Below are 13,362 nucleotides of genomic sequence, written 5' to 3'. Positions count from 1 at the left end.
ATCACCCCATGCAAGGTGCGTTTATTACTCAACGTGGGCAAGTCACTTAATGAGCGGATAGCGGAAGTTAATGGTTTATTGATAACAGGATTAAAGGAGAAGGTCGATTTTTGATTAAGAAAGGAATCAGGCGATAAGGCTTTATCAGTACTGGTAAAAGTAATCACATAACGCCAAGGCTGGTTTAACGACTCATCACCCTCAACATGCAAAACCGAAATCGGCGTCCCCAGCCCGTCAACCGTTAAGGTATAGCGATTATGGCTAACCCCACTCAAACCCGCCATTAAATCACTAAACCCGTCACCGAGTTGACTTAAAAGACGATTAAGTTCGTTCGACATGTTGTTCTCCTATTTATTTTTTTATTCTGTACGACTAGCTGTTTCTTTTTCTAATTGTTTTTTATTACTGTCTTTTTCCTCTATTTTTGATACTTTTGAGGATGCTTTTTTTACCGTTGTTGCCTTTTTAGCTTTTGTTGGCTTAGTTTTACTATTTTTCGTTACCCATTCAAGTACAATGCCATCTGTTTCGCTAAAGTCGAGTTGTAACGTTAGTGATTGATTGTTTTGGCTATTATCCTGCTGTAGTAACAAGTTAGAAACTACTGGTAAGATTTGTTGATTTAAAATACTATCGATATTACGAGCACCTGTATCTGGCAATAAGCAAGCTGAAACTAAAGTATCGTAAAGTTTTTGACCAACATTAAACTCAATTTTGTAATGTTTTTGTAATCGAGAGGCGACTTTATTTAATTTCATTTCAACAATTTTGCGTAGTGCAACATCATCTAATGGTTTATAAATGACAGTTTGAAAACGCGCTAATAATGCTGGTTGAAAGTGTTCACGTATAATAGGGCGCAATAATTCTTGCTGTGTTGCAATATCAGCATTTGGCATTTCATCAAATAATGCCATTAATTCATCGCTGCCTAGGTTAGAAGTCATTAATATTAAGGTATTACGGAAATCAATTTCACGGCCTTCACCATCTCGCATAAAACCACGATCGAATACTTGATAAAATAGATTCAATACATCGCGATGTGCTTTTTCGACCTCATCCAATAATACAACGCTATATGGGCGTTTACGGACGGCTTCAGTCAATATTCCACCTTGACCATAACCCACATATCCTGGTGGTGATCCTTTGAGTTGTGATACGGTATGAGCTTCTTGATACTCTGACATATTAATGGTGATCAAAGATTGTTCGCCACCGAAGAGTGTATCAGCTAAAGCTAAAGCTGTTTCGGTTTTACCTACACCAGATGGTCCGACTAATAAGAATACTCCCATCGGCGCATCTTCTGAGGTTAGCCCCGTTTTTGCGGCACGAATCCGTTTAGCGATGTCAAAAAGCGCGTTATCTTGACCAACAACACGTAAACGCAAATCATCTTCTAACATAAGCAAATGGCTTTGTTCATCTTTTAGTAGGCTTTCTAATGGCACTCCGGTCCAATCGGCAATAATTGAAGAGACAATTCGGCTATCGACATCAAGTGACAATAAAGGTAAACTTTTTTGTAGTTCACTTAATTTTTTCTGTGTTGCAATCAGTTGATTTTGAATTTTTTTATCTTGTTTTAGAGTTAATTTTTGTCGTAACTCAATTAGTGTTTCAACAAGTTTTTTCTCTTTTTCAAATTGTATTTGTTGACTGGTTAATTTTTTTTGTAATTCGCCTAGTTGTAAATCGATTTCCCTCATACGATCCGTTGATAGCTGTTCGCCTAATATTACATCAGCTTCTATTGCCTCTTGTTCTATTGTCAATGAGGCAATTTTTGCTTCAAGCAACGTGATTGATTCAGGAATTGTATCTAGCCCCATGCGAACCCTTGCTGAAGCTGTGTCAAGCAGATCAACGGCCTTATCTGGCAGTTGACGACCACTGATATAACGTCGAGAAAGCGAAACCGCTGTTTTAACAGCTTCGTCCAGTATATGTACACCATGGTGTTTTGCGTATCGTGATTTTAAACCACGTAGCATAAGACAGGCTTTCTCGTCATCAGGCTCATCAACTTTAACAATTTGAAAACGACGCTCTAACGCAGCATCTTTTTCAAAATATTGTTTGTATTCAGACCATGTTGTAGCAGCAATTGTACGTAATTCACCTCTAGCTAGTGCAGGTTTTAATAAATTTGCTGCATCAGCTCCACCAGCTGAATTGCCTGCACCAATAATGGTGTGCGCCTCATCAATAAAAAGTAATATTGGGTTCGGTGATTGTTGAACAGCCTCAATCACATTTTTTAATCTTTGTTCAAATTCACCTTTTACGCCAGCACCAGCTTGTAGCAAGCCAAGATCAAGCATTAATATGCTAACTTTTTCAAGATTCTTAGGCACGTTGCCTTCTGCAATACGAAGCGCCAATCCTTCAACTAATGCCGTTTTACCTACGCCAGGTTCTCCCACTAAGATTGGGTTATTTTTGCGACGACGAGATAAAATATCGATCATTTGCCTTATTTCACTATCGCGACCAAATACAGGATCAATTTTACCTGTTTTCGCTTTTTCGGTAATATCTTCAGTAAATCGACTAAGCGCTGCTTGATAATGTCTTTGTTGCACAGCTTGTTGTTGGTTATTTTTAGTCTCAGCTGTTTGCGAATCCTGATTAGTATCAATTTTTGATTGGGATGTACTATCGATATCATTATTTGAATGATAGCTGTATTGATTTACAGGGTTTTCATCTGATATTTCATTTAATTGAGTACGCATTTTTTGTAATGACACAACGGATAAGCTAAGCAATTGCCATGCATCTTGTGCTTTTAAGCAATGAGGCATCTCTTGTAGCACTTGTAAAATATGTACTGAACGAATGACATCTTCTTGATCTTCAAGTGAAGCCTTTAACCATGCTGATTGTAATACTGCAATCAACGATGACGATAAACTAGGTTTTGTATTAATTGTGTGTGGTAAAATGTCTAAATAATTCAATAATCCTTGCCAGACTTTGTCCATATCTAGTTGGTAATGTCTTGCAATAAATGAAATATCACCAGCACCTTGTTCTAATAATTTTAATAGCCAATGTTCAAGTGTAATTTCTGGATGTGCTCTCGTTTGACATAATTCTGCCGCAGCTTCAAGTGCTCTTGCACAATACGGATTGAGTCGCCTTAATAAAACAGAAGGATCGGCAATCATTACTATTCCTTTCGTTATGTTATTGTTTATAAAAAAATGTTGATTCTGCCGTAATGGCAGAATCAACAAAAACCACATTAGGCTCTACTTTCAACCCAGCTATCTGAGTGAATGATGTTGCCATCTTTATAAGTCCAAGTGATTTTTTCGTAACGTAATTCAATACGCTCTAAGTGATTGTATTGTTCTTTTGTTGGATCTTTAATGTTGTGCATTTCAGGTTTAATAGAAACAATTTTTACGTTATCCATTAATGTGTTGAAATATTCAATTTCCTGACCTGCATCATTAATTTTGTACCATTTGATTTCAACAGACTTTAAGTTTTGGCCTGTAGTTACAGCTTTGTAAAGATAAGGTGATGAAGCATCAACTTCTTTAACAAATTCAAGTGCTTTATGAACGCGAGTTCCGGTTAATTTACCTGTATTACCATCGGTTGGAATGTAGACTTTGTGATCAAATTCAACCACTTCAACACTACCTTCACGTCCTACTACAGTTACAGAACCTTTAATTTCTGCACCACCATCGTCTTTTAAAAACATATACGCTGGAACTGCCATTGTTTTTACTCCTTTTTTGATTATTATTAAACACTCTTAGTTTTCATTTGCCAAAATACAATTTGACATTTGAGGAACTAAGCTAATTTCTACTCGCCGGTTTTGTGCACGACCTTCCAGAGTGTCGTTACTAACTAGCGGTTTTTTTGCTCCATACCCTTGTATTGCAAAACAGGTTTCAGGGATATCACTAGCTTTTATAATCCAGTTTCGTACTGCTGTTGCACGCTCAAGTGATAATTGAATATTTTTATTTTCATCACCAGTGGAGTCAGTATGCCCTGCAACTAAAATAAGCCATCCTGTTCCGTGGTTAGCATTTATTTGTTTTTTCATTTCAACTAACGCATTGACTAATATTTTGGTTGAATCTGATTTTAAGCTTGATTGGCCACTTTCAAATAATGCTAAACTATCTAGGCGAATCACGGATGGTACTTCTTTCATGATAACTTTTTCTTCTTTAATAATAATTTTTTCTGGCTCTGGTGGTTTAGCAACATAATCACTCATAGAGACATTTAAAGGCTCAAGTAATTGTTGTCCATGATAAAGTCCCATACCTAAACGAACAGGTTCCCCTTGAGTTAAATATTGATTTAACATTGCTCTATCGTCTTTAAGTAACTCAAGTGCTTGTCGCTTTTCTTCATAACTGTTCATCGAAATTAAATGGTAATGTCGAATATCATTTTGTATTTGATCTGAAAGTTTAATATTGTTCCAAAAAGATGCGCCTAAGCATCCCATAATAAATATGGACGTGATTGTAATTAATCCACAGACCATCGTGGCAATAGGCGAAAATGGGTAAGCTATTGGCATAAATTTAATTAAGGAATCGGGCGGACTTACATTATCTTCAATTTTATGGTTATTTGGCAGTGGTAAAGTCGTGATACTTTCCCATTGTTTTTGCATAATATTGTTATTTACAATAGATTGATTTATAGGATAAATCGCTATCCCCGTTGGCTTACATTTTGCTATAGGCTGTTTTGGATCAATTAATGTTGATAATACGATTTGTTCAATCCAAGATTGTGTTTCGTTTAGCAATGGTCTTAATCGTAATCGTCTTTCTCGTTCGCTTGAAGGCGTTTTAATATCATTAACCCAATTGTTTAGAGGCGATAAATAACGATCAAGCAGAAATAATTTGTGATCGACTAATTGAAACCAGTAAACAGGTAATGGATTTTGTTCATCATAAATTAAATTATTTAGACCAATATGTGTCGATAAGTAAACAGGCAGTTGATATTTTGCAATGCGACATGTATCTGCCCATGATTGACGAAATGCTTGCAATTTAGCAATGAATAACCCTTGTTTATCCTCAAGTTCAGGCGTTAAAGCAAGAAATATACCTACTCGCCCTATCATATCTGGCCATTTTGAAATTAATGAATCATAAACGATAGGTAAATGAGAATATTCTTCAACATAAATCCATACCGCTTCGGATGAAACAACAATATTCGATTCTGCTATGGATAGATCTTCTGGAAAAAAGTCTTTTGCTGCACTACCAGTTACCAATAAGATAGGTAATCGATAACGTTGCCTTGCTGGTAATAAATCAAGCTTTTGGGTTAAAAAGTCAATATTTGTTGTTGATAAAGCAAGCAGCCGCCGATAGCGTTGCATTCGCCATAGCAACCCACCTGCAATAACTAAAACTAAAATCGTACCAATAATTTTCCAACCGACTGTTATTGGTAAAAATACAAATAGTAACAATAAGCTTAATATAGCAGCATAAATGATTTGAATTCGTTTAGGGTAATCGCTCATAAATTCCCCTTTAACCTACAATTTTTTTAATCAACGTATCAAGTCGATAATCTAATAAAAAGTAAAGAACAATAACCAACAAAACGGATAACGCAGTACAAGATAACAGCATCGTTTTGCGTCCTAAATAACGATAAGTTTTGGTTTGTTCAATAATAGGATGAGCTTGTTCTGGCTCGTACTCTCGTACAGCTTCACGCAGGGCTAAAACCAAGTGTTCCCTTTCCATTTGAGGTTTATCTAGATAGCATCCTTGAAAGCCAAGCCCAAGCACTCTGTCAAAGCAACTTAATACTAGTGGATCTTTTTTATCTGCTTTTAAGCGTCCGCGAATTTTTTCAAATAAATCATAACCAGCATTATGTGTATTAAAAAAGATGACTTGTAATGGTGCGCCTAACCACTCATCATAATCTTGTTTTTCGGGTTTATCACGATGGCGAAGTAATACTGTTTCATCTAATAATGCACATAGGGCATAACTTATATCATCAATCACATCTTGACTATATTGTGCCTTATATAACGTATCACGAACGGTCGTCACTTGCTGTTTACAAAGTTCATATAATTTATGTCCTGATGGAATATCCGCTTTCGCTTTTAATTGGACAACAACTAATATTGAATCTCGTAATAATTCATCAATGACTATTGTTTGTGGTTCTATACTCATAATCTTGACCCTATGATCGCAAAACTGCGAAAAGTTCTAGTGAAATATCTGGCATTGCTCTTGGTACATAAAACTCACAACAGCGAGTTTGCAACATATTTTTTGCTGCACTATGCGATAGATCCAGTGCAAAATATTGATTTTCTAAACGCATAGGTATTGCCGCTGGAACATGGCTAAGCGCTTTTATTGGTATACCCGATAATGCTGAATGTATAATTTGCCTTACATCATCTGGTGCACCAGCTTTACATAATATTGGAAACTGAGACTGTAATTGATGTCCAGGCAGACTTGAACGTACAGAGAGATAAAAATCAGCATCTTCAACAAGACGAGAATCGTTTAAGCGACCTGTCCATAATGTATCTTTATTATGTACTAAATCAATTTTAATCACTCGAGATGGTAAGCTTTCTTCTAATAAATTACGCACTAATCCAAATAATGGCGGAAAAACTGCATTAAGGTTGGTGTGTTGATAAGCTGGAATTTTATCAACATCATTTGCTAATGAAAACGTTAACAATGCACCTGTTAATGCCGTTAATGTTTGGTAAAGGCTTTCTGGGTGAATAGTTGGATTATCACGTAAAAATTTAAGTTGAGGCTCAAATGTGTTTAGTGCATTTAGAAGCCAAAACAGGGATACATCGGCTATTGCAAATTCAGCCATTTGTTCGTTACGTTCATGTCTCATGCCCATTAAACGTTGACGTTTAGCCTGCATTTGGATACATAATAGTTCCAACTCTTTTATTAATGTTCCACTTTGAGTGAATAAATTAATTAGTGGAGGAAGATATTCAAAATCAAGTACAAAACGACCATTTAGATCACGCTTAAGGCATGCAATTGGACATGTTAAATAATCACTATGATCTTCAAAATCAAATAAAAAAGTTAACGCATAACGCTCAACAGCGATTGTTTCAGCATTTTGTCCAAATAGATCTACCACTTCCACCCATTCTTGTCGATAGCGAAGTGGTCTTTCAAGTTGTTGATTGTCTTGTAGACAGTTACCCCCATTAGCTTGTAGCAATGGTATCCCAATAAATACAATGACTTCTTCACGCTCAGGTGGAATATCCGTATTTAGTGTTCTAGCTTCCGGTAATTTATCAGCAGTGTCAGTATTAATCAGCACACCATCACGAAAGCGAATGCTAATAGATTCTGCCTGTAAACGATCGATTGTCAGCGCTTGCGTATCTATGACTAATTTTTCAATACCCCATGGGTTAGCTACTGCCATAGCTGCTAACTTTTGAGAGGAAAACTGTTGCCATAACGCCTGTTGCTGAAATTGTTGAGGTGTCAAAAAGACACCTTCATTCCATAAAGGACGAAAAATTTTCATGAATCCTACCACCCAGATTGTTTGATATTAAGCTTTAGCTTTTGGCATTTGTGATACCATCGATAAATTAATATCCATTCCTTCAACCTGGAAATGTGGGATTAAAAATGTTTTAACACGGAAGAATCCAGGGTTATCCTCAATATCTTCAACAATAACTTTTGCTTCTCGTAATGGATGAGATGCTTGAACTTCGTCACTAGGATCGGTCATTTCAGTCACAAGGTTACTAATCCATTTATTTAACTCAAGTTCAAGAACTCGACGATCTTTTGTTGTTCCAATATTTTCTCGCTGAATCACTTTTAAATAATGGGCGATACGTGATAATAAAAAGATATACGGTAAACGTGCATTAATACGGCTATTTGCTGTTGCTTCTTTTGTGTCATATAGCGCTGGTTTTTGTGCCGAATTTGCAGAGAAGAAACAAGCATAATCTCTATTTTTATAGAAAGAGAGCGGTATAAAACCTAAATTAGCAAATTCAAATTCACGTGTTTCTGGGATAAGAACTTCAGTTGGGATCTTAACTTGGTTTCCTGTACCTAAATCGTAAAGATGGATAGGTAAATCTTCGACAAGTCCTCCAGCTTGTGGACCTCGAATTTGTACACACCAACCATTACGAATAAAACTTTGTACCATGTTAGCTGCAAAAGCATACGAAGCGTTAGCCCATAAATAACGACTATGTTCAATGCCTTTAACATCTTCAATATAGTTAAAACTACGGACAGGTACTGTATCAGGACCATAAGGTAAACGTGCTAATACTCTTGGTAATGTTAAGCCAACATAACGTGAATCATCCGTTTCGCGGAAACTGTTCCATTTTGTATATTCAGCTCGATCAAAATAATTTGCAATGTCTTTAATTGCAGCGACTTCTTCCATGGTTTCTTTACCAAAGAATTTTGGACCGACAGAACCAACAAATGGCATATGTGCCGCAGCTGCAACTTTTGAAATATTACGTAATAAAGCAATATCTTGTGGACCACGATCAAACTCATAATTCGAGATAGTTACACCTATAGGTTCTCCACCTGGTGTATCATATTCTTGAATATAAGTATGACGATAAAACCCTGTTTGAATGATTTCTGGTGCATCTTCAAAATCTTGGCGAAGATCTTCTTTTGAAGCATCTAATAATTCAATTTTTACGTTACGTCGGAAATCAGTACGATCCACTAAAAATTTTAAACCACGCTATGTTGCTTCAATTTCTTGGAACGTTTCGTTATGCATAATTGCATCTAATTGTCGGCTCAGTTTTTGGTCGATTTGGCTAATATGGTAATCTAATAAATGTTTGTCTAGTTTTTCAACTTTTTGAGATGAGCTTTGAATCAATTTGAGTAAAATATCAACAGCCATCGTGACACGTTCATCTTGTGAGGACTCAAATAATACATCATTATCTTCGTATTTATCGATCTCACCAGCTTTTTGGATTGGATTTAAATTTATTTTATTAAATAAAGATTGGTAAACACTACCATTATCTTCTAAAACGGTTTGGTTAACACTTTTTTGTTCTGTTTTTTCGTTCATTGCTTTTTTTCCTTATTGTTCATCAATAACGATATAATTTATTTCGAAAGTAACTAGATAATTTATTAAAAAACACTTATTTTGTGTTTTTAGATACAATTGATTCTAATTCTGCACGAAGCTCATCAGATAATTGTTCATCTTTAACAATTTTCTCTAGTTCGTAACGAAATGTAGCGTTGTCTAGTAAGTTAGATTTCAAATCTCTTAATAAATTACGCATAGCAAGCAAAGAACGAAGCTGAGGAATGTTTCTTGCAACTTGTTCAGGTTTAAAATCATTCATTGATTCAAAAGCAAGTTCTACACTAATATCGCTACCATCATCCGCAAGAGTATTTGGTACATTAATTTTGGCAGAAGGTCGAAATTCTTTTAATACTGCATCAAAATTATTTTTATTAATGGATACTTTCTCTTTTTCTGAAAGTGGACGTTTGTCTTTACCACGACCATAATCACCAATAGATAAAATTTTTAAAGGTAACTCAACTTTCTTTTGAGCTCCACCAGTATGAAGATCTAGTTGAATATTAACACGAGCAGGAGGTACTTCGTTTTGATAACTATTTGACATATTTGATTCCTTATGAAACACGAATAAATTGATAATTTCTTAAATAATATAAATAGATAATCTTTATAATATAATAAATAGCTCTATTTTTCTACAAATTTTAATAAAATTACAAATACTATTAATATCTTATCAATAAAAACCTAGATATCTTGATCATTAAAATAGTGTAAAAAACTGATAAATAATGAATTATTTTTATTCAATGATCATATTTTTAAAGGTATTGTCGAGTATAAAAAAAAAGCGAATAACAAATATTTTTTATTCATATTATAAATTTTATAAAAACAACGAGTTGTTTACACTTCATGATTAAAATAATTCTCTAAAAACTTATAAGGCGTTTTTCCTAAAATCGCTTTATGCGGTTTAACGGTATTATAAAAATTAATAAAGCGTTTTTGTTTCCTATCTTTTGAATCGCTAAATATTTGCTGATTATGCAATATTTTCATTAAAGTTCGTATCACTGTTTTTGCTTCCCTATTCGTTTATGAACAGGTTGGTTTGGTGAATTTTTGATTAATACGATGGTTTTAACAAATAAGTGTTCACTTGTGCCTTGATATTCACGTCCATTTTAACAATTTTCTCTAGTCCGTAACGAGATGTAGCGTGGTTTAGTAAGTTGGGGTTCAAATCTCTTAATAAATTACGTATAGCAAGTAAAGATCGAAGTTGAGGGATGTTTTTTGCAACTTGTTCAGATTTAAAATCATTCATTGATTTGAAAGTGAGTTCTATACTAATATCGCTACTATCATCAACAAGAGTATTCGGTACATTAATTTTGGCAGAAGGTTTGAACTCTTTTAATACTGCATCAAAATTATTCTTATTGATTAATACTTTTTCTTTCTTTTTCTGAAAGTGGGAGTTTATCTTTGCCTCGACCATAATCGCCAATAGATAAAATTTTTAATGGAGATCAATTTTTTTGTGCTCCACCAGTATGAAAATCTAATTGAATATTGACACGAGCAGGAGGTACTTCGTTTTGATAGCTATTTGACATATTTTATTTCTTATAAAGCTTATTATTTATATACTCGAAAAAAATAAATACTTTCACATGACAAATTATCCTATTTTTTTAAATTACAATAAAAATCTAGATGTTATGAATATAAAAAATTTTTAATATCAATTTGGATTCACTGCAGTATGCAGAATTATCTTGTTTTTATTAATAGCAATATGCGCATATTTTTAGTAAACTTTCCAATGTGTTATAAGGTAAAATAAGGAGTTATTAATGCATATACATTTTATTATTCATGAAGCTTTTGAAGCACCTGGTGCCTATGAGCAATGGGCTATGATGCATCATCACACTATAACTTATTCTCGCGTTTACCTTAATGAACCACTTCCTAATAGCATTGATGATATCGACTTTCTTATTGTTATGGGCGGTCCACAGTCACCATCAACTACCAAACAAGAATGCGCTCATTTTGATTCTAAAGCAGAACAAGCCATTATTTTATCTGCAATAAAAGCAGAGAAAGTAGTCATTGGTGTATGTCTTGGTTCACAATTAATCGGCGAAGCTCTAGGGGCAAGTTATAGCAACAGCCCAGAAAAAGAAATTGGCAAATTCCCTATTATGTTAACTCAAATCGGTAAAACAAATCCTTTGTTTACTGATTTTGGTAGTACATTAGAAGTCGGTCATTGGCACAATGATATGCCAGGTTTAACCAAAGATGCTCAAATTATTGCGTATAGTGAAGGGTGTCCTCGTCAAATCATTGCATACAGTAAATTTGTTTATGGTTTCCAATGCCATATGGAGTTAACACCTGAAGTAGTCGAATTATTAATTACCCATTCACAAAAGGAACTTAGCCAAGCAGAAAAATACCGCTTTGTCGATACACCTGATAAGCTTCGCTCTCATGATTACACTGAAATGAATCAAAAACTTTTCACTTTTCTCGACAAGTTAAGCCAACGCTATCTGTCACCTTTAGAAAAATAACTGATTATATCTTGTCGATAAGGGAATGGAAAATATGCAGGATATTATTATCGATAAACCGATAAAACGCAGTAAATTAAGGCTAAAATTAGGCAAAGAATATTTTATCTTAAAACGAAAATTTGATTGGTGGCGACATCGTAACGCATATTGCACTGTCGACATAAATAATAATACATGTTGTTATTCACACAAAAAACATCAGTCTGTTTTATTAAGACAACTAAAAGATGTTGATATGTATTTACAATATAACAAAATCACTAATCTTAGATTAGCAATTGAAAAACTTAATGGTTCAATCATTAAGCCTAATCAACGTTTTTCGATCTGGCAAAAAGTAGGACGCCCATCCAAAAAACGGGGATTTTTAGAAGGACTATCATTACATAATGGACAGATAGGCAAAGATATTGGTGGAGGATTATGCCAATTAGGTAATTTGATTTATTGGATTGTATTACACTCCGATCTTACAATCATAGAACGTTGGCGTCATAGTTTTGATGTTTTTCCCGATATTAATCGAACGATTCCTTTTGCTTGTGGCGCCACCTTATCTTATAACTATGTAGATTTACAGTTAATCAATAAAACCAATAGCACTTACCGGCTTAATCTTTGGCTTGATGATCAATATTTACATGGCGAATTACTTGCTGATACCCCCTTAAGTAATCATTATGAAATCCTAGAAACCGATCATCGTATTGAACAACAATGGTGGGGAGGTTATACCAGACATAATAAAATATGGCAACGTAAAACACATTTAATTGATAACCATGTTGAAGAAAAGCTCATCAGCGAAAACCACGCAATTATGATGTATACCCCATTTATAGCAAATAATGAAGACGAATTGAAAAAGCAATAGTCATTCTGATAACAGATAGTCACTAACTATCTAAGTGATAGTTTGAGAGCTATACTAATAGCCCGTATACTCATGAAATAAAGTAGTTAATAATACCTAATATATGAAAGGAGCAAATTTCATGGCTTATACTTTACCTCCATTACCTTATGCTTATGATGCATTAGAACCTTATATTGATTCTGAAACTATGCATCTGCATCACGATAAACATCATCAAACCTATGTGAACAATGCAAATGCCATTCTTGAAACTTTGCCAGCTGAATTAAAAGAACTTTGCCCTAGCACTTTGTTAAAAAATTTAGATAAAGTACCTGCTGACAAAATTACGGGTATTAAAAATAACGTAGGTGGTCATGTTAATCACACTCTTTTCTGGGAACTATTAAAAGTTGGTACTGAACTAAAAGGCGACCTAAAAGCGGCCATCGAAAAAGATTTTGGTTCAGTTGATGCATTTAAAGAAAAATTTGCAGCAGCGGCAGCAACTCGATTTGGTTCAGGTTGGGCTTGGTTAGTATTACAAAATGGTAAACTTGAAGTTGTTTCTACAGCCAATCAAGATTCACCGATAATGGGCGAAAAATTTGCTGGTGTTTCTGGTACGCCGATTTTAACACTAGATGTTTGGGAACATGCTTATTATTTGAAATATCAAAATCGCCGTGTTGATTACATTGGTGCATTTTGGAATGTAGTTAACTGGGATAAAGTTGCTGAGCTATACGCTGAAGCAAAAAAATAACTTGATTGTACTCATATTCTTTT

At 34.6% G+C, this 13,362-nt stretch carries 10 protein-coding genes and 3 pseudogenes; 3 read left to right on the top strand and 10 right to left on the bottom strand.

Annotated features, from left to right (window positions below; all coding sequences use genetic code 11):
- The 10 genes and pseudogenes from ACGH6Q_RS10040 to tssB (ACGH6Q_RS09995) all read right to left on the bottom strand — a co-directional run.
- A pseudogene (locus tag ACGH6Q_RS10040) lies at nt 1-344 on the bottom strand (hypothetical protein); the annotation flags it as partial.
- A gap of 21 nt (nt 345-365) precedes the next feature.
- Nucleotides 366-3,188, bottom strand: a complete 2,823-nt coding sequence (gene tssH / locus ACGH6Q_RS10035) for a type VI secretion system ATPase TssH (protein WP_411592731.1) — start codon at nt 3,186-3,188, stop codon at nt 366-368.
- A 77-nt stretch (nt 3,189-3,265) separates the two neighbouring features.
- Complete coding sequence (locus ACGH6Q_RS10030) at nt 3,266-3,754, bottom strand: Hcp family type VI secretion system effector (protein ID WP_065590676.1); 489 nt, start codon at nt 3,752-3,754, stop codon at nt 3,266-3,268.
- A 36-nt stretch (nt 3,755-3,790) separates the two neighbouring features.
- Nucleotides 3,791-5,551 carry an OmpA family protein gene (locus ACGH6Q_RS10025; RefSeq protein ID WP_296302099.1) on the bottom strand — a complete coding sequence of 587 codons (1,761 nt, stop codon included), beginning with the start codon at nt 5,549-5,551 and terminating at the stop codon, nt 3,791-3,793.
- 10 nt (nt 5,552-5,561) lie between these two features.
- Nucleotides 5,562-6,227 (bottom strand): type VI secretion system protein TssL, short form, encoded by a 666-nt coding sequence (gene tssL / locus ACGH6Q_RS10020; protein WP_085163669.1) that lies wholly within the window; start codon nt 6,225-6,227, stop codon nt 5,562-5,564.
- A 10-nt stretch (nt 6,228-6,237) separates the two neighbouring features.
- A complete protein-coding gene (tssK, locus tag ACGH6Q_RS10015; protein ID WP_411592730.1) occupies nt 6,238-7,590 on the bottom strand; it encodes a type VI secretion system baseplate subunit TssK in 1,353 nt (450 codons plus the stop codon).
- 27 nt (nt 7,591-7,617) lie between these two features.
- Nucleotides 7,618-9,150 (bottom strand): annotated as a pseudogene (tssC, locus tag ACGH6Q_RS10010) (type VI secretion system contractile sheath large subunit).
- 76 nt (nt 9,151-9,226) lie between these two features.
- Entirely contained in the window at nt 9,227-9,727 is a 501-nt protein-coding gene (tssB, locus tag ACGH6Q_RS10005; RefSeq protein ID WP_065590681.1) for a type VI secretion system contractile sheath small subunit, read from the bottom strand.
- 302 nt (nt 9,728-10,029) lie between these two features.
- The gene (locus ACGH6Q_RS10000) at nt 10,030-10,185 is read right to left on the bottom strand and encodes an integrase (RefSeq protein WP_411592729.1); all 156 of its coding nucleotides are present in this window, start codon (nt 10,183-10,185) and stop codon (nt 10,030-10,032) included.
- A gap of 67 nt (nt 10,186-10,252) precedes the next feature.
- Nucleotides 10,253-10,745: pseudogene (tssB, locus tag ACGH6Q_RS09995) on the bottom strand (type VI secretion system contractile sheath small subunit).
- Between the two features lie 240 nt (nt 10,746-10,985).
- Here tssB (ACGH6Q_RS09995) and ACGH6Q_RS09990 point away from each other — a divergent pair.
- From ACGH6Q_RS09990 to ACGH6Q_RS09980, 3 genes are all read left to right on the top strand, one after another.
- Nucleotides 10,986-11,714 (top strand): type 1 glutamine amidotransferase, encoded by a 729-nt coding sequence (locus ACGH6Q_RS09990; RefSeq protein ID WP_411592728.1) that lies wholly within the window; start codon nt 10,986-10,988, stop codon nt 11,712-11,714.
- A 25-nt stretch (nt 11,715-11,739) separates the two neighbouring features.
- On the top strand, nt 11,740-12,591 hold the full coding sequence (locus tag ACGH6Q_RS09985; RefSeq protein ID WP_218055910.1) for a VanW family protein: 852 nt from the start codon (nt 11,740-11,742) through the stop codon (nt 12,589-12,591).
- 121 nt (nt 12,592-12,712) lie between these two features.
- Complete coding sequence (locus ACGH6Q_RS09980) at nt 12,713-13,339, top strand: Fe-Mn family superoxide dismutase (protein WP_065561675.1); 627 nt, start codon at nt 12,713-12,715, stop codon at nt 13,337-13,339.
- Nucleotides 13,340-13,362 lie beyond the last annotated feature (23 nt).

The sequence above is a fragment of the Gilliamella sp. BG2 genome, assembly GCF_046635645.1.
Taxonomy (GTDB): domain Bacteria; phylum Pseudomonadota; class Gammaproteobacteria; order Enterobacterales; family Orbaceae; genus Gilliamella; species Gilliamella bombi.
Note: the sequence above shows the minus strand (reverse complement) of the source record. Positions and strands in the feature narration are given on the sequence as shown.

Excerpts from the sequence above, each read along its gene's own strand:
- tssH (WP_411592731.1), bottom strand. The coding sequence starts at position 3,188 with ATGATTGCCGATCCTTCTGTTTTATTAAGGCGACTCAATCCGTATTGT.
- ACGH6Q_RS10030 (WP_065590676.1), bottom strand. The coding sequence starts at position 3,754 with ATGGCAGTTCCAGCGTATATGTTTTTAAAAGACGATGGTGGTGCAGAA.
- ACGH6Q_RS10025 (WP_296302099.1), bottom strand. The coding sequence starts at position 5,551 with ATGAGCGATTACCCTAAACGAATTCAAATCATTTATGCTGCTATATTA.
- tssL (WP_085163669.1), bottom strand. The coding sequence starts at position 6,227 with ATGAGTATAGAACCACAAACAATAGTCATTGATGAATTATTACGAGAT.
- tssK (WP_411592730.1), bottom strand. The coding sequence starts at position 7,590 with ATGAAAATTTTTCGTCCTTTATGGAATGAAGGTGTCTTTTTGACACCT.
- tssB (WP_065590681.1), bottom strand. The coding sequence starts at position 9,727 with ATGTCAAATAGTTATCAAAACGAAGTACCTCCTGCTCGTGTTAATATT.
- ACGH6Q_RS10000 (WP_411592729.1), bottom strand. The coding sequence starts at position 10,185 with ATGAAAATATTGCATAATCAGCAAATATTTAGCGATTCAAAAGATAGG.
- ACGH6Q_RS09990 (WP_411592728.1), top strand. The coding sequence starts at position 10,986 with ATGCATATACATTTTATTATTCATGAAGCTTTTGAAGCACCTGGTGCC.
- ACGH6Q_RS09985 (WP_218055910.1), top strand. The coding sequence starts at position 11,740 with ATGGAAAATATGCAGGATATTATTATCGATAAACCGATAAAACGCAGT.
- ACGH6Q_RS09980 (WP_065561675.1), top strand. The coding sequence starts at position 12,713 with ATGGCTTATACTTTACCTCCATTACCTTATGCTTATGATGCATTAGAA.